This is a genomic window from Methylobacterium sp. UNCCL125 (genome assembly GCF_900116795.1).
In the GTDB taxonomy this organism is placed as follows: Bacteria; Pseudomonadota; Alphaproteobacteria; order Rhizobiales; family Beijerinckiaceae; genus Methylobacterium; species Methylobacterium fujisawaense.
In genome coordinates, this window is record NZ_FPBW01000005.1 from 305,109 (window position 1) to 330,008 (window position 24,900).

General features: G+C 69.1%; 17 protein-coding genes and 1 pseudogene. 10 read left to right on the top strand and 8 right to left on the bottom strand.

The window, feature by feature from the left end; all coding sequences use genetic code 11:
- Positions 1 to 115: 115 nt before the first annotated feature.
- From BM396_RS06775 to BM396_RS06800, 6 genes are all read left to right on the top strand, one after another.
- The gene (locus BM396_RS06775; RefSeq protein WP_236961649.1) at positions 116 to 2,203 is read left to right on the top strand and encodes a TonB-dependent siderophore receptor; all 2,088 of its coding nucleotides are present in this window, start codon (positions 116 to 118) and stop codon (positions 2,201 to 2,203) included.
- Positions 2,203 to 2,928, top strand: coding sequence for an ABC transporter ATP-binding protein (locus tag BM396_RS06780; protein WP_043382116.1), 726 nt, complete (start codon positions 2,203 to 2,205; stop codon positions 2,926 to 2,928). The genes BM396_RS06775 and BM396_RS06780 overlap by 1 nt, the downstream gene beginning before the upstream one ends.
- Positions 2,925 to 4,319 carry a DUF3526 domain-containing protein gene (locus tag BM396_RS06785; RefSeq protein ID WP_043382113.1) on the top strand — a complete coding sequence of 465 codons (1,395 nt, stop codon included), beginning with the start codon at positions 2,925 to 2,927 and terminating at the stop codon, positions 4,317 to 4,319. Before BM396_RS06780 ends, BM396_RS06785 begins: the two co-directional genes overlap by 4 nt.
- Positions 4,316 to 5,803, top strand: a complete 1,488-nt coding sequence (locus BM396_RS06790; RefSeq protein WP_043382112.1) for a DUF3526 domain-containing protein — start codon at positions 4,316 to 4,318, stop codon at positions 5,801 to 5,803. Before BM396_RS06785 ends, BM396_RS06790 begins: the two co-directional genes overlap by 4 nt.
- Before the next feature lie 259 nt (positions 5,804 to 6,062).
- Entirely contained in the window at positions 6,063 to 7,214 is a 1,152-nt protein-coding gene (locus BM396_RS06795; RefSeq protein WP_043382108.1) for an acetyltransferase domain-containing protein, read from the top strand.
- A gap of 466 nt (positions 7,215 to 7,680) precedes the next feature.
- Positions 7,681 to 9,351: a SulP family inorganic anion transporter gene (locus tag BM396_RS06800; protein WP_043382106.1), complete on the top strand. Its 1,671-nt coding sequence runs from the start codon at positions 7,681 to 7,683 to the stop codon at positions 9,349 to 9,351.
- 18 nt (positions 9,352 to 9,369) lie between these two features.
- On the opposite strand, the pseudogene BM396_RS33265 reads toward BM396_RS06800, so the two are convergent.
- The 6 genes and pseudogenes from BM396_RS33265 to BM396_RS06830 form a co-directional block, all read right to left on the bottom strand.
- Positions 9,370 to 9,655, bottom strand: a pseudogene (locus tag BM396_RS33265) (IS630 family transposase); the annotation flags it as partial.
- Between the two features lie 219 nt (positions 9,656 to 9,874).
- The gene (rnhA, locus tag BM396_RS06805; protein WP_043382104.1) at positions 9,875 to 10,537 is read right to left on the bottom strand and encodes a ribonuclease HI; all 663 of its coding nucleotides are present in this window, start codon (positions 10,535 to 10,537) and stop codon (positions 9,875 to 9,877) included.
- Positions 10,538 to 11,206: 669 nt separating this feature from the next.
- The gene (locus BM396_RS06815) at positions 11,207 to 12,007 is read right to left on the bottom strand and encodes a MetQ/NlpA family ABC transporter substrate-binding protein (protein WP_244538830.1); all 801 of its coding nucleotides are present in this window, start codon (positions 12,005 to 12,007) and stop codon (positions 11,207 to 11,209) included.
- A gap of 176 nt (positions 12,008 to 12,183) precedes the next feature.
- Positions 12,184 to 13,521, bottom strand: a complete 1,338-nt coding sequence (locus tag BM396_RS06820; protein ID WP_043382102.1) for an LLM class flavin-dependent oxidoreductase — start codon at positions 13,519 to 13,521, stop codon at positions 12,184 to 12,186.
- A 14-nt stretch (positions 13,522 to 13,535) separates the two neighbouring features.
- Positions 13,536 to 14,579 (bottom strand): LLM class flavin-dependent oxidoreductase, encoded by a 1,044-nt coding sequence (locus BM396_RS06825; protein WP_043382099.1) that lies wholly within the window; start codon positions 14,577 to 14,579, stop codon positions 13,536 to 13,538.
- A 4-nt stretch (positions 14,580 to 14,583) separates the two neighbouring features.
- Positions 14,584 to 15,573: an ABC transporter substrate-binding protein gene (locus tag BM396_RS06830; RefSeq protein WP_091994728.1), complete on the bottom strand. Its 990-nt coding sequence runs from the start codon at positions 15,571 to 15,573 to the stop codon at positions 14,584 to 14,586.
- Positions 15,574 to 15,978: 405 nt separating this feature from the next.
- On the opposite strand from BM396_RS06830, the gene BM396_RS06835 reads away from it, so the two are divergent.
- Genes BM396_RS06835 through BM396_RS32105 form a run of 3 tightly spaced genes read left to right on the top strand, consistent with a single transcriptional unit; the run spans position 15,979 to position 18,816 of the window.
- Positions 15,979 to 17,199 (top strand): acyl-CoA dehydrogenase family protein, encoded by a 1,221-nt coding sequence (locus BM396_RS06835; RefSeq protein ID WP_043382265.1) that lies wholly within the window; start codon positions 15,979 to 15,981, stop codon positions 17,197 to 17,199.
- Positions 17,200 to 17,212: 13 nt separating this feature from the next.
- Positions 17,213 to 18,577, top strand: a complete 1,365-nt coding sequence (locus BM396_RS06840) for an LLM class flavin-dependent oxidoreductase (protein ID WP_043382097.1) — start codon at positions 17,213 to 17,215, stop codon at positions 18,575 to 18,577.
- Between the two features lie 44 nt (positions 18,578 to 18,621).
- A complete protein-coding gene (locus BM396_RS32105; RefSeq protein WP_139239460.1) occupies positions 18,622 to 18,816 on the top strand; it encodes a hypothetical protein in 195 nt (64 codons plus the stop codon).
- Positions 18,817 to 19,164: 348 nt separating this feature from the next.
- Here BM396_RS32105 and fghA read toward each other — a convergent pair whose 3' ends face one another.
- On the bottom strand, positions 19,165 to 19,998 hold the full coding sequence (fghA, locus tag BM396_RS06845; RefSeq protein ID WP_043382092.1) for an S-formylglutathione hydrolase: 834 nt from the start codon (positions 19,996 to 19,998) through the stop codon (positions 19,165 to 19,167).
- A gap of 134 nt (positions 19,999 to 20,132) precedes the next feature.
- Positions 20,133 to 21,269 (bottom strand): S-(hydroxymethyl)glutathione dehydrogenase/class III alcohol dehydrogenase, encoded by a 1,137-nt coding sequence (locus BM396_RS06850; RefSeq protein ID WP_043382090.1) that lies wholly within the window; start codon positions 21,267 to 21,269, stop codon positions 20,133 to 20,135.
- A 751-nt stretch (positions 21,270 to 22,020) separates the two neighbouring features.
- On the opposite strand from BM396_RS06850, the gene BM396_RS06855 reads away from it, so the two are divergent.
- A complete protein-coding gene (locus BM396_RS06855) occupies positions 22,021 to 24,675 on the top strand; it encodes an MHYT domain-containing protein (protein WP_051976046.1) in 2,655 nt (884 codons plus the stop codon).
- Positions 24,676 to 24,900 lie beyond the last annotated feature (225 nt).

Genomic DNA, 24,900 nt, shown 5'->3' on the forward strand with positions numbered 1-24,900 from the left:
TCTCGGCGAGCCTGCGCGGTTTTCAGCGCCATCAGCGCGTCGTCCGCGGACTCCGCATCGCCGTCGGCGGCTGGCGCTCGCCGCTGTCCTCTCGGCCGGACTCCCGATCGAGGACGTGCGGGCGCAGGAGAGCGTGACGTTGGAGGAACTCTCGGTCGAGCAGGTCGGGGAGGGTGCCGGCCGCACGACGGCCTCCGGGCGCGGCACCATCGGCCTGATCGGCCCGACGCCGGGATACGGAGCGGGCACGGCCGTCAGCGCCACGCGCACCGCCACTCCGCAGATCGACGTGCCGGTGGCCGTCTCCGTGGCGCCGCGGGAGACGATCACAGACCTCGCCGCCACCCGCGTAGACCGGGCGTTCAACTATCTGCCCGGCGTCGCCCAGCAGAACAATTTCGGGGGTCTCTCGATCTTCAGTTACGCCATTCGTGGTGTGACGACCTCGGAGATCTACAAGAACGGTTTCCCCCTCAATCGCGGGACCCCGCCTCCGCCCGACGCGCAGAACATCGAACGCATCGAGGTGCTCAAGGGACCGGGGGCGGCCCTGTTCGGACGCAGCGATCCCGGCGGGCTCGTCAACCTCATCACCAAGCAACCCACCGCCGAACGGTTCGTCGAGTTCGGCAATCAGGTCGATTCGTTCGGTCTGACCCGCGGCACCATCGATGCCGGCGGTGCCCTGAACGCGGACGGGACGGTCCTCTATCGTTTCAATCTCGCCGCACAGGGGGCCGGCAGCTTCCGCGACTTCGTGGACAGCGACCGGCTGCTCGTGGCTCCAGTGGTGAGTTGGCAGGTCACGCCGGACACACGCGTTACGGTCGAGACCGAGTTCGTGAAGAACCGCATCGTCTTCGACCGGGGCGTGATCGCGCTCAACCGCCAGCTCGGCTTCCTGCCGCTCTCGCGGTTCCTCGGCGAGCCCGGTCAGAGCACCTACCAGAACAACAATTCGCTGCAGGTCCGCGTCGATCATCGCTTCGATGAGAACTGGCAGATGCGGCTCGCCGCTTACTTCAACACCGGCGATCTGGAAGGGGAATCGGCGGAGATCCGCGGAATCGCCGCCAACAACCGCACCGTCTTTCGCGACCGCAACGTGCGCGACTATCGCTGGGACGTGGCGGTCGGTCAGGCCGACCTGATCGGGCGGTTCGATACGGGCGGCATCGGCCACACGCTCCTCCTCGGCATGGACCGGGAGAGCACCGACAGCCGGACGGTCTATCTGCGCTCGAACTTCCGCACGAGCCCCTTCGCCCTCGACATCTATTCGCCGGTCTATGGACAGGCGCTGCCGCCGATCACCATCCCACGCAACAATATCGAGCGCATCACCAATACCGGCCTCTACGCGCAGGACGAGATCGTCCTGAGCCCGGAATGGCGGGCGCTGATCGGCCTTCGGCTCGACATCTTCGAGCAGAGCTTCCGCGAGCGCGTGGTGCGCAGCCAAGTGGACCAGTCGCGGGTCGCGGCCTCGCCCCGGGCGGGCCTGGTCTACCGGCCGATCCCGGAACTCGCCTTCTACACCAATGTCGGCACGAGCTTCCGGCCGAATATCGGCACCGACGCCGCCGCCGTCACGCGCGGCACGGCGCTGCCGCCCGAGACCGGCCTCGGCTACGAGGTCGGCGCCAAGTCCGAATTGTTCGGCGGCAATTTGCTTCTCACCGCCGCCGCCTTCCGTGTGGAGCGGGAGAACGTGCTCACGCCCGACCCGGCGAATACCGGCTTCTCCCTCGCGGCCGGCGCCGTGCGCAGCCAGGGCTTCGAGCTGACGGCCCAGGGACAGATCACGCCGGAACTGAAGCTCCTGGCCGGCTACGTCTATGCCGATGCCCGGGTCACCAAGGACAACGTCCTTCCGGTCGGCGCCCCCCTGGTCAACGTGCCCCGCCACTCCGGCAGCCTGCTCGCGGTCTACGAGCCAGCAGGCGCGTGGCGCGGCTTCGGGATCGGCGGCGGCGTGCGCGGCGTGGGCGAGCGGGCGGGCGACGCGGCGGGGTCCGGCTTCACCCTGCCGGGCTTCATCGCGGTCGATGCGCTGGCCTATTACAAATTCGGCAACGCCCGCGTGGCGCTCAACATCGAGAATATATTCGACACCGATTACTATGAGAGTTCACTGAACGTATTCCGCGTCTATCCGGGCTCGCCCCGTCGCATCACGGGCTCCGTGACGGTGCGGTTCTGATGGCGGTTGAGCCGGTGTTGGCGCTCGGCCGCGTCGTCAAGCAGTTCGGAGGCAGGACCGCCCTCAGCGGTCTCGACCTCACCCTGCGCGCGGGTGAGGTCTATGCCCTGCTCGGTCCCAACGGTGCCGGAAAGACCACCACGATCAACCTCATCCTCGGCTTCCTGAAGGCCGATGCGGGGGAGGTCCGGGTCTGCGGGATCGATGCAGGGACGGATCCCATCGCTGCCCGGGCGCGCACCGCCTACATCCCGGAGCAGGTGGCCCTTTATCCGGGGCAATCGGGATTGGAGAATCTCCGTTACTTCGCGACCCTCGCCGGTCTCGCGATCGATCGGGCGGAGGCCGAGACGCATCTCGCGGCGGCCGGCCTGGCGCCCGAGGCCTGGTCGCGGCCCGCCTCCGGCTATTCGAAGGGGATGCGCCAGAAGGTCGGCATCGCCATCGCGCTCGCGCGAAAGACCCGGCTGCTGCTGCTCGACGAGCCGACATCCGGCCTCGACCCATCGGCGGCGGCGGCCTTCTCCGGGACGGTGCGGGCGGCGGCGGAGCGCGGCACGGCGGTGCTGATGGCGACCCACGACCTCTACCGCGTGCGCGAGATGGCCGACCGGGTCGGCGTGCTGGCGGGCGGGCGCGTCGCCGAGGAGATCGATCCGAGGCGCGTCGCGCACACCGATCTGGAACGCCTCTACATCGCGCGCCTGTCGGGGGCGGTCACGTGAGGCGCGTCCGCGCGGAGTTGGCGCTGCTGTGGCGGGACGCGCGCGTCCGCTGGATCGGCGGCCTGCTCGTCCTGCTCCTGATGGTCACGGGCCTCGGCGCCTGGCAATCCGCCCGCGATTACGGTGCCGAGGTCGCGCGGGTTACGGCCGCAGAGCGGGCCCGCTGGCTCGGGCAGGATGCCAAGAACCCGCATTCCGCCGATCATTACGGCCTGTGGGTGTTTCGCCCGTCGTCGCCCCTCGCCATCCTCGATCCCGGCACCGAGCCCTATACGGGCCGGATGGTGCGGATCGAGGCGCACCTGTTCAACGATGCGGTCTACCGCGCCGTGCAGGATGCCGGCCCCTTCGACCGGGCCGGCCTCTCCGATGTCTCCGATGTCGTCGGCCTCGTCGTTCCCCTGGTGGCGCTTCTCCTCGGCTTTGCCGCCTTCGCGGCGGATCGCGAGCGCGGTACCCTGCGCCTCGCCCTCGGCAACGGCGCGCCGCCCATCCCACTCTTTGCCGCCCGCTTCACCGCACTGACCCTCGTCCTTACGGTCCTGGTCTGCCTGCCCCTCCTCACGCTCGGCGGCGTGGCCATTGCGAGCCTCGGCACCGCGGGTTGGCAGGCTTGGCCGCGCCTCCTCGTCTGGATCGCGGTGCAGGCCCTCTACGGTGCCGTCTTCCTGCTCATCGCGATGATCGCCTCGTTGCTGGCCCGCACGGCGCGAGGAGCCTTGACGATCTCCCTCGCGGTCTGGATCGCGCTGTGCCTCGTCGCGCCACGGCTCGCGACTGCAGGCATGGAGATGGTCTCGCCCGCCCCGTCCTATCGCGAGACCCGGCTGCGGATCGACGGGGACCTGCGTCCCCATAAATCCGCCGAAGCCAGCGATGCGCGAGCGCAGGCGACGCTCGCCCGCTACGGCGTGAGCGATCCGCAGGAACTCCCGGTGGATCTGCGTGGCCTCATGATGGTGGAGAACGACCACCATGCCTTCGCGGTCTACGACCGCGAACTCGGAGCCTTCTTCGCGGCCCTGGCGGCGCGGGATGCCGCGTTCGGCTGGGCGGGCCTGCTCTCGCCGCGCGTCGCCCTCCAGCGTGTGTCGGAAGGCCTTGCGGGGACCGATTTCGTTCAGCACGCCCATTTCGTCTGGTCTGCCGAGGCTTACCGGCGGGCGATCTCGGAGCGCATGAATGCAGAGATCCGCGACAACCCACAGCGCGACGGGCGCGCCATGCTGGCGGGGCCGGAATTGTGGCGCGCAATTCCGCCCTTTGTCTTTGCGCCCCTGCCGCTGTCGCGGTCCCTCGCCGAGATCCGGGTCCCGGCCCTCCTGTTCGGTCTGTGGCTGGCGCTGCTCGGCGCCGGGAGCATCCCCCTGATCCGCAGGCTGGCCCCGTGAGCCAATCGCGCTTTCTCCCACTGCTGAGGACCGAACTGCACCTGATCCTGCGCGAGCGGCTGACCTGGGCGATCCTCGCCGCGCTCCTGGCGGCCCTCTGCCTCGGGGGCCATACCGGTGCCCAGCGTGTGGCGGGCGAACGGGCCGCGATGGCGCAAGCCTCGGACGATGCCGCGCGCTCCCTTCGAGACGCTAAGGAGGCCGCCGCCCGCTACGCCGTGCCGCGTGCGATGACGGTCAATTACTGGCAGGATCCGACCCATGCCTTCGGCTACATGCACTACTTCCTCGCCGCCTACGCCGTGAAGCCGCCGACACCCCTGGCCGTGCTCTCTGCGGGGCAGAGCGAGATCCAGCCCGCCGTCATGAAGACGAGCTTCGGCTTCAGCTCCGTCTTCGAGGACACGGCCTACGAACTGGGATCCGCCGCCGCGCTGAGGCTCGGGCCCTTCGACCTCGCCTTCGTCCTCATCTACCTCGTTCCCCTGGCGGTGATCGCCATCGCGGGAACGCGCCTCGCCGCCGAGCAGGATGCCGGGATCCTCCGCCTCATCGCGGCCCAGCCCGTACACCCCCGGATCGTCGCGGGCGCGAAGTTCGGCGCGGCAGCGCTCATCCTCGTCGCCGCCGTGATCGGGGGGACGGCGTTGGCCCTGGCGCTGGCGGGATGGCGGGACCTCCCTCCGGGCTGGGCCACGACCCTCGCCCTCTTGGCCGCCGCGCTCTGCGCCTATGTCGTGCTCTGGGTCGCCGCCTGTGCCCTCGCCGCCAGCCTCTGGCGCGGGGCGGTGGCGTCGCTGACGATCCTCGTGCTGACCTGGGCCTGCGTGACCGTTGTCCTGCCGGCCTTCCTCGGTCTCGCGGTGGACAAACTGGCGCCGCCCCCCTCGCGGATCGCCGCCATCGACGCCAGCCGCCAAGTTCAGGATGCCTTCTACCGGGGCGACGAGGCGGCGAAAGTCACGGCCGCATGGCTGACGGCGCGGTTGCCCGGCACCACGGACCGACCCGACTTGCGCGAGACGCCGCAAATCAAGCGGCTGGCCCGGGACGCGTTCTACGAGACGACGCTCGCCCCCTACCGCGCAGGGATGCAGGCCCGCGCCGAGGGCGCCGCGGCCTGGAGCGCACGCCTGGCTCTTCTGTCTCCGGCGACGACGCTCGCCCTCGCGCTCGACACGGCGGCGGGCACCGACGCCGCCCGCCACGCCGCCTTTCTGGCTGCAGCCTCCGAGTACCGCCGGAGCCTGCGCGCCTTCTTCGAACCGCGCATCCTGGCGCAGGAGCTGCGGCCGGCGGCCGTCTGCGCAGGCTGCCCGGCGCGCCTCGATTTCGACGCCTACGATGCCGTGCCGCGCTTTCCGACTGTGATCGCGGCAGACGCAGCGCGTTGGCAGGCCGCGCTCAGTGCGCTCATCCTGTGGGGCGTGGCATTGGCTCTGGCCGGGCTGGCCTTCCGCCGCTTCGCGATATGGTCCGTATGAGCGCTGTCGCGACGTCGGCTGGCCGCCCGGATTTTGAGACGCGGCCCGGCGATGCAGAACGTCGAGCCGCGTCGCTTCGCGCGCAACGGTCCAGGCACGCGTCGAAGCGGCGACTGGCGGCTCTCGTGCGCGAGCGGCCGTACACCCCGGTGGGATTTGCCGGCGGATTGAGCCGTCGCGGCTTCTGCATGCTCCGCGGGGGCACCGTCTGGACCCCGGCCGCGCGCCCAAATCTGCTTTGCCGTCTTGAGGACCAGTCGTGACGACCACGGACGTGAAGCGCCCGCCGCGCATCCTCTCGATCGACGCCTTGCGCGGTCTGGTGATGCTCCTGATGCTCGTCGACCACGTGCGGGAGTTCTTCTACCTTCATGCGCAGGTCCGAGACCCCATGGATCTCGCCGCGACGCCGCCGGACCTGTTCCTGACGCGGGCGTCCTCGCACCTCTGCGCGCCGCTCTTCATCCTGCTCACCGGCCTTTCGGCCAGCCTCTATGGGCAGAAGCACGGTCCGCGAGCGACCGCCGCCTTCCTGCTCAAGCGCGGGCTGCTCCTGATCCTGCTGGAAGTGACGCTCGTCAATGTCGCCTGGGCCGGCAGCTTCTCGCCGCCGATCCTTTATCTGCAGGTGATCTGGGTGATCGGCCTGTGCATGGTGGCGCTGGCCGCGTTGCTCTGGCTGCCGCGGGTTCTCCTCGTGACCGGAGCGCTGGCGCTCATGCTCGGACATAACCTGCTCGACGGGCTCGTGCTCCAAGCGGACGAGCCGGGCTACGTGCTCTGGTCCATCCTGCACCAGCGCGGGATGATCGCGTTGCCCTGGGGCGGCGTGGCCCGGACGTCGTACCCGCTCCTGCCCTGGATCGGCGTGATCGCGGCAGGCTACGCACTCGGGCCGCTTTTCACGGGAGCGGTCAACGAAACGCGCCGTCGCGCTTGGCTCGCCGGGCTCGGGGCGGCCGCCCTCGTCGCCTTCCTCGTCCTGCGCGCGCTCAACGGTTACGGCGAACCGGTGCCGTGGCAGCCCGGCCGCACGCCCCTCGCCACCGCGCTGTCCTTCGTCAATCTGACCAAGTACCCGCCGTCCGCCGATTTTCTGCTGCTGACGCTCGGGCTGGGCCTCTGCCTGCTGACGCTGTTCGAGGTGGTTCCGGCGCGGCTCGTCGGCTGGCTGTGCGTCTTCGGCGGCGCGCCGCTGTTCTTCTACCTGCTCCACCTTGCGCTCCTGCGTCTCCTGTATGATGGAGCCGCGACGGTCGGTCTGGTTGGGGCTTCAGGACGGGTCGAGGCTGGCTCACCGGCGGCGCTCTGGCTCATCGCCGCCGCTGTCAGCATTCCCCTCTGGGTGGCCTGCCGTTCGATGGTACGGCTGAAACGATCCGGGAGATGGCCGGCTTTGAGCTATCTCTGAGAGCACGAAGATCGTCCCAGTCAGAGCAGAGAGCGGGACAACGGACGTCCCATTGGTGACGGATAACCCAACAGATGCGGGGGAGGGGCCTGGCCGGCATCGTCCGACGGCGCAGGGTCTGCACCGCGGGTCGCGATCCGGCGGCGGCCGCGTCTGCCAGTCCGGCCGAGGGTCGCAAGACCTGGGCAACCGCGACACCGAGCGCCTCGCCGAGACGGGGATCGGCCTGGTCGAGACCGAGGTGAACCATCGACGCGGGCCGTGGCGGATGCTGCTCTCGGCTGCCAGCGCGACAATCTCGGTCTTCACCACGCCCGACTTCGCGGATCGAACGCGATCCGTTACTCAATTGAGTAATGTTCTCAAGACGAGAATCCGGCCGAAGCTGCGCGGCGTCTTGTGCGGGAATCGTCGAAGCACTGGTAGAATCGATCCTCGTGCCCACGCCGAGCGCGGAGGAGCGCACATGAAGGACTTCGGTTCGACGCCACATCCAGTCCGGAAAGACGCGCCAAGGGAGATTCGGCTCGACGTGGTGGCAGGCCTTACGGCTGCGGCCGTCGTCCTGCCCAAGGCGATGGCTTTCGCCACCGTGGCTGGACTGCCGGTAGCGGTCGGCCTCTATACGGCTTTCGTTCCCGCGCTCATCTACGGTCTTCTGGGCTCGTCCCGCGTGCTCAGCGTCAGCTCGACGACGACACTGGCCATCTTGACCGCGGCAGAACTCGGCAGCGTGGTCCCTGACGGCGATCCGGCGAAGCTCGTCATCGCGACGGCGACGCTGACGGCCCTGGTCGGAATTCTGCTCCTCGCCGCCAGACTGCTGAAGCTGGGTTTCGTCGCCAGCTTCATCTCCCTGCCGGTGCTCACGGGCTTCAAGGCCGGCATCGGAGCCGTCATCCTGCTGGATCAAGCTCCCAAGCTCCTCGGGCTGCACGTCGCGAAACAGTCCTTCCTTGCGGACGTGGTGAGCTTCTTTCAGCACCTGCCCGCAACCTCCCTTCCGACCCTGGCCGTCGCAGGGACCACGCTGACCGTGCTCGTCGGGATGGAATGGCTCAAACCGCACGCGCCAGCCCCTCTGGTCACGGTGGCGGCTGCCCTCATTGCCTCATGGCTGCTGGATCTCGGCGCCGCGGGCGTGTCGACCGTCGGGACAATCCCGCAGGGCCTGCCCTCCTTCAGCTTGCCCGACCCAGCGCTCGCTCAAGCACTCCTGCCGGGCGCGATGGGCATCGCCCTGATGAGCTTCACGGAGAGCATCGCCGCGGCACGGGCGTTCGTGAGGCCCGGCGATCCGCCGCTGGATGCCAATCGCGAACTGGTCGCCACGGGCTTGGCGAACCTGGGGGGAGCCCTGCTCGGGGGCATGCCGGCCGGCGGCGGAACGTCTCAGACCGGTGTCGTCCGAGCCGCTGGCGGCAGGACACAAGTGGCCTCGCTCGTGACGGCCGGGGCGGCTCTCGCCACGATGCTGTTCCTGGCTCCGATCCTCAGTCTCCTGCCGCAGGCGACCCTCGCGGCGATCGTCATCGTCTACTCAGCCAGCCTCATTCAGCCGGAGGAGTTCCGGGCCATCTACCACGTACGGCACATGGAATTCCGCTGGGCGATTGTGGCGGCACTCGGTGTGCTCGTCTTTGGAACACTCCAGGGCATTGTCGTGGCGATCGTGCTCTCGCTCCTCGGCCTTGCCCTCCAGACCGCCCATCCGCGGGTCTCGATCATTGCCCGCAAGCGGGGGGCCGATGTCCTGCGCCCCCTGTCTCCCGAGCACCCCGACGACGAGACGTTCGAGGGCCTTCTGATCCTGCGTCCCGAAGGCCGCCTCTATTTCGCCAACGCGCAGAACGTGGCCGATCGGATCCGGGCGCTCGTCGCCGACCGTGCGCCGCGCGTCGTCGCCCTCGACCTCAGCCGTGTGCCAGACATCGAGTATTCGGCGCTGCAGATGCTGCAGGAGGGCGTACGGCGGACCGACGTGACGGTCTGGCTCGTGGACCTCAATCCGAGCGTCCTCGACATGGTGCGGCGCGCTGGCCTCGATCAGGAACTCGGTCCGGATCGCCTGCTGTTCAACACGCGGGCAGCCATCGCGCGATACAGGGAGCTTCATCCGCGTTCGGCGCCGGACTAGCGCTTCATCTGATCTGGCCGGATCGTCAGCATCGGAGCCTGCGGCCGCGGGAAGGTTGCGGCACTCGGCCGTGGAGAAGCGCCCGAGGACGGGCGTCTGATGGTGTCCGAGGAGGCGCTGACCGTGCGGGCTGCTTCGGCGCGTGGTCTGGCCGTGAGCGGGGCGAAGACGAGTCCGATCGGATTGAAGCCGAAAAAGTCGGCCTGTCGGTGGAGCAACCGTCCGCCTCGATAGGCGCGCGAAGACCGCCGACCTTGCGGGCGGGCCGATTGCCGAGGACGACCGGGTCACCGCGCTTGAGCGCGCGGGCGGCGAACAGCAGACGCTCCGTCTCGACGGCCGCCTGCACGCCGTAGCCGACCATCCCCGTGCCCCTGCGAGTCGAGGTAAAGCTTCGGCAGCGTCGCGGGATGAATGTCGCGCAGGCCCGTCGCAGCCGGCGTCATGTCGGCGAGACCCAGGACCGCGCGATCGCGCTCATCCGCGGACACATCCACAAGGCGAATTGGATCGGCCTCGGCCACTAGGCCCGGCTTGATCGCAGGCGTGCGACCTCGCGAGGCCCGATCTCAAGGTAGAAGCGGATCGCATCGTCGACCAGAGCGTCGGGCGTGACGCCCGCCGCCTTTGCGGCGCGCGTGATCTGGAGACCCAGCGCAAGATCGACGCGCAGGTCCGCACCCTGGCTCGGCGAAGCCGATGCGGGGGTCGCGGCAGGTATGGGCGCAGCATGGGTCCGCGATTCGGGTTTGCCGAGCTTCGCTTCGCGGCGGCCTCGGTGGACGAGAGCGTCGGCGCGCTCATTGAGACGGTCGCCGGCATGCCCCCGGACCCAGGTCCATTTCACGTCGCGCGCCGCGTTCAGTTCGTCGAGGCGCTTCATGAGGTCGACGTTCTTCACGTCACCCGTCGTCGTGCGCCAGCCTTTCGCCTTCCACCCGCGCATCCACTCGGTCACGGATTTGACGACGTACTGGCTGTCGCACCGCATCTCGATCGCGGCTCCGGCCGGGAAATGCTCGAGACCCTTGATCGCGGCCGTCAGCTCCATGCGGTTGTTGGTCGTCGTACCGGGTTCTCCGCCGCACAGCTCGACCGTGCCGTCCGGGGCCGCAACGACGACCCCCCAACCACCTGGCCCGGGGTTAGGGTCGCAACCGCCGTCGGCATAAACGATCGTTCGCATCGTGGCGTCAGCCCTTCCGTTTGGTGTGGTCGATGGGAGGCCGCCATCCATGCCCGAAATCGGCTGACGGACGGTATACCCACCCCCGGCCGGTGCCGCTGGAGAGCTGCGAGCCGGGCAGCACACCTGTCGCCCCGGCCACGCCGCAGGCCGGGCCTGCGAGGCGCCCGTCAGCACGATCGCGGGGCTCGCAAATCCGCTGCTCCTCACGGAGCGGCCACCCTGCAGCGCTTAGATCAAAACCCGATCGGTTGGGCAATGCGCGGAGCCGCCTGCGACCCGAGCACGTCCTTGCGAACGATGCGCACCGCATCGAATGCGGTCACTCCGAGAGCCCTCCGCCCATCGGAGTCGATCGGTGGGCGCGGAGACGGTGGGATCGTGGTCACCGGCATGCAGGACGGCTCTGCTTACCGAAGACGTCGCGGTCCACGGGGCGACCGCGCCGGTCCCCCGATGGGTCTCCGACGAACGCCGCGACCTGCGATGCGAAGTCGCGATAGGAGCCGCTTTCCAATCAGGCCCTGCTGCCGGGTGGCGACGATGAGGCCGAACTTTTGGTAGCCGATCCGGAATTCCCTGGGCGCATTCTGGGCGAGGACGCCGGCCCCGAGGCAGAGGCCGGACTGCCCCCGCACCGAACCTCCGTCGTCCCGCAACCGTGGTCGGTCATGAATTCCGGACGGGGATCACGGAGCCGCGGTAGCGGCTGCGGATGAACGCCGCGACTTCGGCCGAGGTCAGCAGCGTTGCAAGACGCTGGATGCGCGGATCCTTCGCCAAACCCTCGGTCGTCACGAGGACGTTCGCATACGGATTGCCCTCGGCGCGTTCGAGGGCCAGCGCGTCCCGTGCGGGCTCCAGCCCCGCTTCCAGCGCGTAATTGCCGTTGATGACCGCGATCGCCACGTCATCGAGGGAGCGCGGCAATTGCGGCGGCGCGATCTCGACGAAACGGAAGTTCTTCGGATTCTCAAGGACGTCGTCCAAGGTCGCGATCACGCCCGCGTCCTTCGCCCGCAGACGGATCAGGCCGTTGGCCTGAAGCAGCGACAAGCCTCGGCTGGTGTTGGACACGCTGTTCGACAGGGCGACGGTCCCGCCGGCCGGCACGTCCGCGAGCGACTTGGCCCGGCGGCTGTACAATCCCAGTGGCTCGATATGCACCGCCGCGACGACGGCGAAGCGCACGCCCATCGCGGCTTCCTCCGAGCGGAGGAAGGGTACGTGCTGAAAGAAATTGGCGTCGGCGTCGCCGTCACGCAGCAGGGCGTTCGGGCGGAGATCGCCCGAGATCTCGATGGTCTTGAGCGGCAGGTCGGGGGCGAGCTTGTCGGCGACGAACTCGAGGATCTCCGCATGCGGTACGGACGAGGCCACGACACGCAGGGGAGCCGTCGCGGCGCGCGCCGGCGCCATGCTCAGGGCCAGCGCGCCAGACAGGAAGAGACGACGGGAGTATTGGGGCACGGCGCACGCTTCTCGAAGAAAATTCCTGAACGATAATGCTTATATTCTTATCGCTCGGTGCTCCGTGGCATCAAGAGTAACGACTGTCGAACTTTTGCATTTCTGTAGGTCTTGCTTATCGTGTCGTCGGGAAGATCGAGAGCGGAATTCTCTCAGCCTGATGCTGCTGCACTTGATCATGCCGAAGCCGCGGCGTCCGTGGCGGCGAAGCGGCTCGCCGGCCGTGGCAGGCCGAGATGGTCGCGCAGGGTCGCGCCGGTATAGTCGCGGCGGAACAGCCCGCGCCGTTGGAGGATCGGCACGACCGCGTCCACGAAAGTCTCCAGACCATCCGGCAGCACGTCAGGCATCAGATTGAAGCCGTCCGCCGCGCCCGCGCGGAACCAGGCCTCGATGTCGTCGGCGATCGCCTCCGGTGTGCCCACGACGATGCGGTGGCCAACGCCGCCGCCCAGCGCCCGCAGGAGTTGGCGGACCGTCAGCCGGTCCCGGCGCGCGAGGGCGAGCGTGCCGAGGAACATCGTGTGGTTGGCGTCGGGCGGCAGGGGGAGCGGTTCCGGCAGGGGCTTGTCGAGCTCGAGCCGTGACGGGTCGAGGCGCAACGTCCCGGCGAGACGAGCGAGACTGTATTCCACCGGCACGAGGTCCCAGAGTTCGTCCTGGCGGCGGCGTGCCTCGGCCTCCGTCGCGCCGATCACCGTGGCGAGGCCCGGCAGGATAACGAGCGCGTCCGGTCGGCGTCCGTATCGCGCGGCCCGCGCCCGCAGGTCCCGGGCGTAGGCGGTGCCGTCCTCGATGGTCTGCGCCAGGGAGAACACCGCGTCCGCGGTGGCGGCGGCGAGTTCGCGCCCGTCTTCCGATCCGCCGGCCTGAAAGGTCACCGGGCGCCCCTGCGCGCTCCGTGGCACCGTCAGTGGCCCGGCAACGGCGTAATGCGCGCCGCGGTGCTCGACGGCATGGACCTTCGCCGTGTCGATGAACCGGCCGCTCGCCTTGTCGCCGATGAACGCATCGTCCTCCCAGCTGTCCCACAGAGCGTGGACGAGATCGGTGAATTCCCGCGCCCGGGCGTAGCGTGCCCCGTGCTCCGAAGCGCCGGCGAAGCCGAAATTGCGGCCGGCGGCGGCATCGGCCGTCGTCACCACGTTCCAGCCCGCCCGGCCCCGGCTGACGAGGTCCAGGCTTGCGAAGCGGCGGGCAAGGTTGAACGGCTCGTTGTAGGTCGTCGAGGCGGTGGCCACGAGGCCGACATGGCGCGTCGCGGTGGCCAGCGCGGCGAGCAAGACGGTCGGCTCCAGGGCGTTGAAGGGCCGGTGGTCGATCCGGTCGTTGATGGCGGGCGTGTCCGCCAGGAAGACCGCGTCGAGCTTGCCCCGCTCCGCGATGCGGGCGACGCGCACGAAGTGGTCGAGGTCGAGGAAGGCATCCGGCTGGCTCTGCGGCAGCCGCCACGCGGAGGGGTAGACGCCCGCATGCAGCACATTGACGTTGAGGTGCAATTGACGGCCGCTCATCGACTCTCTCCGGATCAGCGGACGCGCGGCAGGATCTGCTCGGCGAAGCGGCGCATCTCGGCCTCGAAGGGCTGGAACTGCAGCATGAACAGGTCGATGCCGGCAGCGTGGAAGTCGCGGAGACGGCGGGCCACAGTCTCGTAGCTGCCCACCAGCCCGGCGGCGGTGCCGCCATTGGTGCCGACATGCCGGGAGGCGGCCGCATCGGTCTTGGCGAACATGACGCTCGCGGCATCGGTGCGGGCCCGGGTGTCGGCGCGCAGGGCCGCGTCGCGCTGGGCGAGGGCGAGGAGACGGTCCTGCTCGGCCTGCGCCTCCGCATCGGTCTCGCGGGCGATCACGAAGGCCGAGAGGCCGTAGCGCAGGGGGGCATTGGGGGCAGGGCGGCGGGCGACGTCTTCGATCAGCGCCGCGACCTCAGCGAGCGGCTGGCCGTTGATGAACCAGACATCGGCATGGTCGGCGGCGAGCGCCCGGGCGGGCTCGGATTCGCCGCCGAGATAGATCCTCGGCCGCGCCCGGAAGGTCCCGGCCGGGCGGAGCTGGTACTCCTCCACTTGGAAGTGCTGGCCCTGGACGGTCACGCGCTCGCCGCGCATCAGCCGGTCCACGAGGCCGATCCACTCGCGGCCGTAGGCGTAGCGCTCGTCATGGGCCGGGAAGGGCAGCCCGGCTCGCTCGAACTCGACCTTGTTCCAGGCATTCACGAGATTCAGGGCGAAGCGGCCGCCGCTGATATGCTCGATCTGCAGCGCCATCTTGGCGAGCACCACGGGATGGTAAAGCCCGGGCTTGATCGCCGCGATGATCTCGATGCGCCGGGTCAGGGCCGCCAGCGCCGCCGCTCCTGTCCAGGCCTCCAGCTGATCGCGCTGCGGATCGTAGGGGTTCATCGTGTGCTGCGCGACCAGCACCGCGTCGAAGCCCAGCGCCTCCGCCTCCAGCACCAGGGCCCGGTTGCGCTCCCAGCTGGCATCGTCCGGCTCGTCGGGATCGTGGTGGGCGGCGCGGGAGCCGTGGACGGCGGCCCAGATGCCGAACCGGGGTGAGCCCGTCATGGCGTCAGCCCCGGCCGGGAGGAATCGCGAAGATCGGCACGGCGGTGGCGTCGATCCGGCGGGGGATGAGTTTCGCCTCGTAGAACACGTCGGCGATGGCCTGCTGCTCGCCGAGCTGCGCCCGCTCCACCGGCTCGACGGCATAGGTGCGGCGGCTGTTGGCGGCGGCCACGACGGCGGGCGGCAGGTCGCCCCAGATCGGAGCCAGCAGCGCCACGGCCTCCACTGGGTTCGCCTTCATCCACGCGCCGGCCTCGGCGAGCGCGCGGTAGACGGTCGCCACCACCTCCGGCTGCGCGGCGGCGAAGCTATCGTTGACGAGGTAGTACCGGTGATAGCTCGTGAGCCCGCTGCCGTCGGCGATGACCCGCACCGGGCGCTTCGCCGCCGCGAAGGCCAGGAACGGATCCCAGATCGACCACGCATCGAGGCGGCCCTGCTCGAAGGCCACGGCCCCTTCCGGCGCCTGAAGATAGGCGGGCGTGATATCGCCGAGCGTGAGGCCGTCGCGCTTCAGCGCGGCGGCGAGCACGTAATGGCTGCCCGAGCCGCGCGAGACGCCGACCGTCTTGCCCTTCAGATCGGCGACGGTGCGGATCGACGACTCGTCCGGCACGATGATCGCCTCGGCCGACGGTGCCCCCCGCTCCCGGGCGTAGAAGGTGAGGGGCGCCTTGGCCGATTGGGTGAAGATCGGCACCGCATCGGCCACGTCGGCATGGATATCGACCGCGCCGGCATTCATCGGCTCGATCACGCTGGTGAACAGGTGCCAGGTCGGCGTGAAGCCCAGCGGAGCGAGCCGCTCGGCCAGCGTGCCCTTCACCTTGAGCACGGTGAACAGCACCGACGAGCGCTGCATGCTGATCTTCACCTCGCGCGGCGCCGCGTGCACGGCAGGGGCACCGAGCGCGACGGCGGCCGCGCCGCCGAGTCCGGTGCGCAGGAGCGAGCGGCGGGAGGGCGCGATCCGCCAGAGGGTCTCGTCGGTCATCGAAGGCTCGCAACGCGGCAGGGAAAGAAGAGGCCGGCCCCGTATTGAAAGCCGCCCGGGGGCGCCGGATCAATGAAACGTGTTTTCGATTTGCCGTTGCAGCATGGCAGACCGTTCCTTGACGGGCGCTTGGAAAAGTATTCTTTCGCTGTCGGCGCCCGACAGTTCGGAATTCGGCGCCAACGATCGATCTTTGTCGGATCATTCACGAATCATGGGCCCGAAGAGGCAGCCTTTTCTCTCTGGGACGTTGAAGAAAATGAAAATCTCCGAAGCGTCTTCCTTGCGAGACCGAGTTTCCAAAAACGGATAGTGCAAGACCATTCGGCTTGAGATCCGGGAACAACTCACCGATTCCAGGGGCATCGCTGTCGGGCCGTCGGCCGGAATCGGGAAGTCGTGTTCATGTCTCAGACGGAAGCGGGCTGGGGTGCGGGGCCGAGCGGGCGCTACGAGGAACTCGCGGACCGGTTTCGGCCGGTCTTCGCCGAGATCCGCGCCACGGCGGTCGAGCGGGATCGGACCCGCCGACTGCCCCATGCCGAGATCGGTTGGCTGCGGGAGGCCAACTTCACCACGCTGCGCCTCGCGCCGTCCGAGGGCGGCCACGGCGCCAGCCTGTCGGAACTGTTCGCTCTGCTGATCGAGCTGTCGAGCGCCGATTCCAACGTCACCAATGCGCTGCGGGCGCATTTCGGCTTCACCGAGGATGCGCTCTGCTCGTCCTCGCCCGAATGGCGCGCGGCCTGGATCGGCCGGATCGGCGCGGGCGAGACGATCGGCAGCGGCGTCTCGGAGACGGGCCCCGCCAAGGTCGGCGCATTCGACACGGTGGTGCGCCAGCGTGACGGTGCCCGCGTGGTCGACGGCCGGAAGTTCTACACGACCGGCTCGCTGTTCGCGGACTACATCCACCTCTCGGCGGATGACGAGGCGGGCGGCCCGGTGACGGCGGCGGTGCCGGTGCGCGCGCCGGGGGTGACCATCGTCGACGACTGGGACGGGTTCGGGCAGTCGCTCACAGCCAGCGGCACCGCGACCTTCGAAGGCGTGGTGCTCGCCCCCGACCTGATCAAGCCCGATCCGGCCCGTTTCCCCTATGCGATGGCGTTCTTCCAGCTGGTTCATCTGGCGACGCTCGCCGGGATCGGCCGGGCGGCGGCGGACGACGTGGCACGGCTCGTGGCCGAGCGGACCCGCGTCTACAGCCACGGCAATGCCGGGCGGACGGCTGACGACCCGCAGATCCAGGCGGTGGTGGGGCGCGTGCGTGCCAACGCCTATGCGGCGGGCGCGATCGTCCTGAAGGTCGCGGAGGCCCTCCAGAGGGTCCACGACGCGCACCGGGCCGGATCGCCGGACGTGGAGCGTCAGGCGACGCTCGCCGATGTCGAGGTCAACCAAGCGGTCAGCGTGGTGACCGACCTGATCTTGAGCGCGACGACGAGCCTGTTCGACGCGCTGGGCGCCTCGGCGGTGAAGGTCGGGAACGGGCTCGACCGCTACTGGCGCAACGCCCGCACCATCGCCTCCCACAACCCGCGGATCTACCGGGACCGCTCCGTCGGCGCCTTCGCGATTTCCGGGGAGGCGCCGCCCCGGCAATACCGGGTCGGCTCGGCGTGAGGGGGCGACGGGCATGGCACGCCGCGACCGCATGCGCCTGGGCGCGTTCCTGTATCCCGGCGGCCACCACGTCGCCGCGTGGCGGCATCCGTCGTCCCAAGCCGATGCTGGGATCAACGCCGCCCATTACCGCCAGATCGCCCGGACCGCGGAGGCCGCGAAGTTCGATCTGCTCTTCCTCGCGGACGGCGTCAGCATTCGCGGGGACGATCTTGACGCCCTGAGCCGCACGGCGATCCGCTATGTCGGCCAGTTCGAGCCCCTGACGCTGCTGTCCCACCTGTCGGCGGTCACCGAGCGCATCGGGCTCGTGGCGACCGCCTCCACGACCTACAACGAGCCGTTCCATGTCGCGCGGAAGTTTGCCTCGCTCGATCACCTGAGCGGCGGCCGGGCGGGCTGGAACCTCGTCACCTCCGCCGATCCGCGCGAGGCCTGGAACTTCAGCCGCGAGAGCCATCTCGCCCACGCCAACCGCTACGCCCGAGCGGAGGAATTCGTGGACGTCGTCCGCGGCCTCTGGGATTCCTACGCGGACGACGCCTTCGTGCGCGACCGCGAGACCGGCCGCTTCTTCGATCCGGACAAGCTCGGCCTGCTCGCGCACGCGGGCGCGCATTTCTCGGTGAGGGGGCCGCTCAACGTCCCCCGGCCGCCGCAGGGGCATCCCGTGGTGGTTCAGGCCGGCTCTTCGGAGGCGGGCAAAGCCCTCGCCGCCCGCACCGCCGAAGTGATCTTCACCGCCCAGCAGACCCTGGAGGACGCGGTGGATTTCTACGGCGACGTGAAGCATCGGATGGCACGCCACGGCCGCAACCCCGACCACCTCAAGATCATGCCGGGCGCCTTCCCCGTCGTGGGCCGGACGGAGGCCGAGGCGCAGGACAAATTCGCGTCCCTGCAGGATCTGATTCATCCGGTGGTCGGCCGCGCGCTCTTGCAGCAGCTCATCGGCGCCGATCTCTCCGCCTACCCGGACGATGCCCTCGTGCCGGATCTTCCGGAGACCGACGGCGGCAAGAGCCGTCAGGATCTCTTCCTCCGTCTCGCCCGCCGCGAAGGGCTGACGATCCGCGCATTGTACCTGCGGGCCGCCAGCGCCCGTGGACATTGGACGATCGTCGGCACGCCGACGCAGATCGCGGACGCCCTGCAGGAGCGCTTCGAGGCTTATGGCGCGGATGGCTTCAACATCATGCCGCCGACCCTGCCCGGAGGCCTCGACGATTTCGTTTCCCTGGTGATCCCCGAACTGCGCCGAAGGGGCCTGTTCCGGGAGGCATACGAGGGGACGACCCTGCGGGAGAATCTCGGCCTGCCGCGTCCTGCCGACCGGTTCTCCACGCCGCACGCCGCGTCCGACCGGGGAGCGGCATGAGTGCGCCCCGGCCGCAAGCGCCTTCGACTTCGGATCGCACGGCCATGACCGACGACGACACCGATATCCCCGCCCGGCGGCGCTTTCTGGAAGGCGGTGTCGCCGCCGTTGCCGGTTTGGTGGCCGGACACCCGATTGATCAGGGCGACCGTTGGGTTCGCAACGACGAGGTCCCGAGATGTCCCGGCGCGCCGCCGGGATCCTGTCCTGACAGACGTCGCGCCAGTCGGTCGGCCTGATTCCGGTCCGGGACGTGAAGCGGATCGATCTCGCCCCGGAACCGTGCCGGCTTCGGGGGACGTTTCTGCCCCTCGCCGTTCAGCCGAATGGAGCGCAAACCCGGATGCGCGGTGTTGGGGGCTTCGGAGATCCGGCGTGCGTTGGTCTGGCCGGAAGTCAAACGTCCGCCTTGCAGAGGGCGCGCTGCACAAGCGGACGAGCTCCAACCGATATATGTCGGGCATGCGGAAAACCGCCTGGGCTTCCCGAAAGCGGGGGGATCGAGCCTCCGCGGGCGCCCAGGACGGCGTCTTCCACCCGAGGTCGGGAAGCATCGCTTCCCGACTGCGCCGAGGGTGCTGACAAACTTACTTCAGGCGCGCGGCAGCCCAGGCGATGTGGTCGGCCATGAAGGTCGAGATGAAGAAGTAGGAGTGGTCGTAGCCCTCGCGCATGTTCAGCGTCAGCGCGATGCCGGCCTTCTTGCAGGCCTCCTCAAGCAGCCAGGGGCGCAGACCGTCCTGAAGGAAGCTGTCGGCGGTGCCCTGATCCACCAGGATCTCGGGGAAGCGCTTGCCGTCCTCGATCAGCGCGGTGGCGTCGTGGGCGCGCCAGGCGGCCGGGTCGGACCCGAGGTACTTCTCGAAGGCAGGCTTCGACCAGCCGGCCGTGGACGGCTGTGCGATCGGCGCGAATGCGGAGCAGGACTTGAAGCGTTCCGGGTAGGTCAGCGCGATGGTGAGCGCCCCGTGGCCGCCCATGGAATGGCCGAAGATGCCCTGGCGCGACAGATCGGCGGGGAATTCCTGCGCGATCAGGGCCGGCAACTCCTCAGTCACGTAGCTCCACATCTTGTAGTTCTTCGCATAGGGCGCCTCGGTGGCGTCCAGATAGAAACCGGCACCGGAGCCGAACTGCCAGTTGCCCTCTTCGTCCGGGATCCCGGGGCCGCGCGGGCTGGTATCCGGAGCCACGACGATCACACCATGATCGGCTGCCGCCTTGCGATACTCACCCTTGTCCATGACGTTGGCGTGCGTGCAGGTCAGCCCGGACAGGTACCACAGCACCGGGACTGGTCCCTTCTCGGCCTGGGGCGGCACGAACACCGCGAAGGTCATCGGGCATCCGGTGGTCTGCGCGTCGTGCTTGTAGACGCCCTGCGTGCCGCCGTGGGCGCGGGCCTTCGAGACGGTTTCCATCAGCTGTGATCTCCTGCTCGGGCGCCGAGAGCCCCGCTCGGGGGCCGGATCGCGGGCACCGGGGCTCCGGGAATGCGGGGGCGTGCGTGGGGCTCCCCGACCTCGCAGGCGGGGGAGCCCCGGATCTGTCTTCCTTAGTAGACGACCACGGAGCGGATCGACTTGCCCTCGTGCATGAGGTCGAAGCCGTGGTTGATCTCCTCCAGCGGCATGGTGTGGGTGATCAGATCGTCGATGTTGATCTTACCCTCCATGTACCAGTCGACGATCTTCGGCACGTCCGTGCGTCCGCGCGCGCCGCCGAACGCCGAACCCTTCCAGACGCGGCCGGTGACGAGCTGGAACGGACGGGTCGAGATCTCGCGGCCGGCTTCCGCCACGCCGATGACGATCGACTCGCCCCAGCCGCGATGGCAGCACTCGAGGGCCTGGCGCATCACGTGGACGTTGCCGGTGCAGTCGAAGGAGAAATCGGCGCCGCCGCCGGTGAGATCGACGATGGCCTGAACCACCTTGTCGGTGCCGACCTCGTTCGGATTGATGAAGTCGGTCATGCCGAATTTGCGGGCCATGGCCTGCTTCTCCGGGTTGATGTCGACGCCGATGATCTTGTCGGCACCGACCATCCGGGCGGCCTGGAGCACGTTGAGGCCGATACCGCCGAGACCGAACACCACCACGTTGGCGCCCGGCCAGACCTTGGCGGTGTAGATCACTGCGCCGATCCCGGTGGTCACGCCGCAGCCGATGTAGCAGATCTTGTCGAAGGGGGCGTCTTCGCGGATCTTGGCCAGCGCGATGGCGGGCAGGACCGTGAAGTTCGAGAAGGTCGAGCAGCCCATGTAGTGGAATACGGTGCTCGAACCGCCCGGGCTGCCGCCGGTCGAGACGCAGGAGAAGCGGCTCGTGCCGTCCGGCATCACGCCCTGGCCCTGGGTCGCCCGGATCGCGGTGCACAGGTTGGTGCGCTGGGACAGGCAGGACTTACAGTTGCGGCATTCCGGCGTGTAGAGCGGGATGACATGGTCTCCGGGCTTCAGCGTGGTGACGCCGGCGCCGACCTCGCGGACGATGCCCGCGCCCTCATGACCGAGGATCGCCGGGAACTTGCCCTCGGAATCGAGGCCCGACAGCGTGTAGGCGTCGGTGTGGCAGATCCCGGTGGCCATCAGCTCGACGAGAACCTCGCCGGCCTTGGGCCCCTCGATGTCGATGGTCTCGATCGTGAGAGGCTTCTTGGCCTCCCACGCGACAGCCGCGCGCGTCTTCATCACAAGTTCCTGTTGTCTGGACGATCACGGACGGCGCCGAACTGCCGACTCTTCGGTGCGCCTCGCTCATGGGCGGCGCACCGAACGGTCCGGAAATCTGGTGCGTGTGTGATGCTTCTGGCGCTCGGATGCAACGTCTGCGTCCGCATTTTGACCCTGGCGTCCCGGTTCCGGCAGATCCGGGTAATGAGTCCCATCTGCATCCTGCATGACGCGCGCCGACTGCGACGGTTGCACCAAGTCCGACGCCGACGGGACCAGACGGCTTGGCCGAAATCGACCCGTGGCTGTCCCCGACTCCGCTCGGCCATGCCCACGGTGCTGACGGGATCCGGACGCGCGCTGATCGGCGATCCTGCCCTGGGACGATATGGGCACGACCGTCGCCCGGAGTCGCACGCGTCACGCGCCGCGTGAATCTCCTGTCCGCGTCGGTGCATGAGCGGTGCCCGTCACGGTCCGCCAGCGTGGGCGGGCCCAGCTACATGCCTGAGCCGCTGTCCGCAGCGTGATCGAAAGCCACGTGAGCCGACCCCGATCTCTCATCCACGGAATGGGATTCGGGCTGGCGGGAGGCCTGAGCCGACCTCTTCACCGCGGTCGTCGCGCGACAATGCCACGCTATCGGCGTCCCGCGCGGGCGGATACCGAAGCCAAACGCATCGGTGAGTGGACACGCTCTGTCGCCGCCCGCAGATTCGTCCGCCCTCCCGAGCGCCCGACGCCCGACCTCTCCCTGATCGATCCTCGTATGATCCATACCGGCTACAGCCCGGCCCTTGTGGCGCTCTCCATCGTGATCGCGGTGTTCGCATCCTATGCGGCGCTCGACCTCGGAGCGCGCATCCGCCAGCCCGATTCCGGTCCGCGCTGGGCCTGGGCCGCAGCCGCCGCGTGCGCCATGGGCGGTGGCATCTGGGCCATGCATTTCGTCGGGATGCTTGCCTTCGAGATGGGCATGCCGGCGCGGTACGACCTCGGCACGACCGTCCTGTCGCTGTTGGTCGCTGTGGGCAGCACGGCCGCGGCCTTTGCCTGGGTGGCGCGGGAAGGCATCGCCACCGCGCCGCTGCTCGTCGCGGGCTCGGCGATGGGCCTCGGCGTGGCGGCCATGCACTATACCGGCATGGCCGCGATGCGGGTCCCGGGGAACCTGGCCTACGACCCGCGCATCGTTGCCGTGTCGGTCGCCATCGCCGTCACCGCATCGACCGCCGCCCTGTGGCTCACCTTCCGGCGCAACCGCCCCTGGCAGAGGCTCATGGCCGCCGGCGTCATGGGGCTGGCGGTCGCCGGCATGCACTACACCGGCATGGCCGCCGCGACCTTCACAGCCGAGGAGGCGGGTGCTCACCCGGCCCACGCGGCCGTCCTGTCCACCGGCCAGCAAGATCTCGCCCTGGCGGTGGCCGGTATCACCTTCGTCGTCCTGTTCCTGGCGATGATGGCGGGTTCGTTCGACCAGCGGCGCACCCAGCGGCGCCTACACGTCAGCGAAGCGCGCTTCCGCTCCGCGGTCCGGGCCGTCGATGGCGTGATGTGGACGACGAACGCTGCCGGCGACTTCATCGAGGAGCAGCCGGGCTGGGAGCAGATCACGGGCCATACCTTCGCTGAGTATCGCGGTCGCGGCTGGGCGAAAGCGATCCACCCGGAGGATTTCCCCGAGACGAACCGGATCTGGCAGGAGGCGTCCCGGACGGGCGGCGCCTACGCCGTGGAACACCGCGTCCGCGCATCGGATGGCAGCTGGCGGCACTACGCGGTGCGCGCCGTGCCCGTGCGGGATGCGGACGGGGCGATCCGCGAATGGGTCGGCGTCCACGCGGATGTCAGCGCCCGTCACGCCCACGAGGCCGCCTTGCGGGATGCCCGGGATGCGGCCGAGGCCGCCAACCGCGCCAAGAGCGCGTTCCTCGCCAACATGAGCCACGAGCTGCGCACGCCGCTCTCGGCGGTCATCGGCTACGCCGAGATGCTTCAGGAGGAGGCGGAGGATCTCGGGCAGGACACGTTCCAGGCCGATCTCGGAAAGATCCGCTCGAACGCCCAGCACCTTCTCGGGCTGATCAACGACGTCCTCGACCTCTCGAAGGTCGAGGCCGAGAAGATGGACGTCCTGGCCGAGGACGTCGCCGTCGAGGCCTTCGTGCGAGACGCCGCCGCGACCGTCGAGGGTCTCGTGGCCAAGAAGGGCAACCGCCTCGTCCTCGACCTTGCTCCGGACCTCGGCCATGCACAGACCGACGCGGTGAAACTGCGCCAGTGCCTGTTCAATCTGCTCGGCAACGCCGCCAAGTTCACCGAGGGCGGGACCGTGACGTTGCGGGTCCGGCGCGAGCCCGGACCCCATGGTGACCGGCTGACCTTCGCCGTATCGGATACCGGCATCGGCATGACGCCCGAGCAGCTCGCCGGGCTGTTCCAGAGGTTCGTGCAGGCCGACGAATCGACGACGCGCAAGTACGGCGGCACGGGACTGGGCTTGGCCCTGACCAAGGCCTTCGCCAATCTGATGGGCGGCGACGTCTCCGCGGACAGCGCCGAAGGTCGGGGCACGACCTTCACCCTCACACTGCCGGCGACCATGCCCGGGCCCGAGATCGCGGATGGGCATCCTCCGGCCCTTCACGGTGGCACGGCGGACGGCACGCGCGGTCTGGTTCTGGTCGTCGACGACGAGTCCAGCCAGCGCGAGCTGATGATCCGCTTCCTGGCCCGCCAGGGCTTTTCGGCCCAGGCTGCGGTCGACGGACGGTCGGGTCTCGAACTCGCACGCCAGTTGCAGCCCGTCGCGGTGCTGCTCGACGTGATGATGCCGGAGATGGACGGCTGGGCCGTGCTCGCCGCGCTGAAGCGCGACGAGGCCACCCGGGACATCCCGGTGATCATGGTCAGCTTCGTGGCCGATGCCGCACTCGGGGCCGCGCTCGGGGCGGCCGGTTCGCTTCCGAAGCCGGTGGACTGGAGCCGCCTGAAGGGGGTGCTCGACCGGATCGGCGCCGGCGCGGGCGACGTGCTGGTGGTGGATGACGACGCCGAGATGCGGCGCCGGCTCCGCACCGTGCTGGGGCGCCAGGGGTTCGCGGTTCGGGAGGCCGGCGACGGGGCCGAGGCCCTGGCCAGCGTGCGCGCGGCGCGCCCGGGGCTCGTGCTCCTCGACCTGACCATGCCGGTGATGGACGGCTTCGCATTCCTGCGCGCCCTGCGGGCAATGCCAGGCGGCGACGAAGTTCCGGTGGTCGTCCTGAGTGCCCGCGACGTCTCGGAGGAAGAGCGTCATGATCTGTCTGCCGCCGACCGGATCTTGCGCAAGGGTGACGCCAGCTTGCAGGACGTTGCCGCGGAAGTCGGCCGGCTCGGCCGACTGAACCCGTCCATCCCGGTGCGTGCGACGGACGGCTGATCGACAGGCCGCGCGTCCATCCCTCGACAACCGGCGTCGCCCGGGTGACGTTCGCACGCACCGTCTTGGGGCACCGCTGGCCGTCTTACCGGGAACCCGAACGCCGGCAGCCCTGTGCCGATACGCGGGAACGGCGGATCTCCACAGATCCCGGGGATCTCTGCCGGGCAAAATCGCCGCGCCTCTCTGCGATCGGCACGCGTTCCGCTGTCGTTTTCCTTGGTC

Bases quoted from the DNA above. Each gene is read 5' to 3' on its own strand.
- rnhA (WP_043382104.1), bottom strand. From the start codon at position 10,537: ATGCGAACGATCGTTTATGCCGACGGCGGTTGCGACCCTAACCCCGGG.
- BM396_RS06820 (WP_043382102.1), bottom strand. From the start codon at position 13,521: ATGAGCGGCCGTCAATTGCACCTCAACGTCAATGTGCTGCATGCGGGC.
- BM396_RS06835 (WP_043382265.1), top strand. From the start codon at position 15,979: ATGTCTCAGACGGAAGCGGGCTGGGGTGCGGGGCCGAGCGGGCGCTAC.
- BM396_RS06780 (WP_043382116.1), top strand. From the start codon at position 2,203: ATGGCGGTTGAGCCGGTGTTGGCGCTCGGCCGCGTCGTCAAGCAGTTC.
- BM396_RS06800 (WP_043382106.1), top strand. From the start codon at position 7,681: ATGAAGGACTTCGGTTCGACGCCACATCCAGTCCGGAAAGACGCGCCA.
- BM396_RS06830 (WP_091994728.1), bottom strand. From the start codon at position 15,573: ATGACCGACGAGACCCTCTGGCGGATCGCGCCCTCCCGCCGCTCGCTC.
- fghA (WP_043382092.1), bottom strand. From the start codon at position 19,998: ATGGAAACCGTCTCGAAGGCCCGCGCCCACGGCGGCACGCAGGGCGTC.
- BM396_RS06825 (WP_043382099.1), bottom strand. From the start codon at position 14,579: ATGACGGGCTCACCCCGGTTCGGCATCTGGGCCGCCGTCCACGGCTCC.
- BM396_RS06855 (WP_051976046.1), top strand. From the start codon at position 22,021: ATGATCCATACCGGCTACAGCCCGGCCCTTGTGGCGCTCTCCATCGTG.
- BM396_RS06850 (WP_043382090.1), bottom strand. From the start codon at position 21,269: ATGAAGACGCGCGCGGCTGTCGCGTGGGAGGCCAAGAAGCCTCTCACG.
- BM396_RS06840 (WP_043382097.1), top strand. From the start codon at position 17,213: ATGGCACGCCGCGACCGCATGCGCCTGGGCGCGTTCCTGTATCCCGGC.
- BM396_RS32105 (WP_139239460.1), top strand. From the start codon at position 18,622: ATGACCGACGACGACACCGATATCCCCGCCCGGCGGCGCTTTCTGGAA.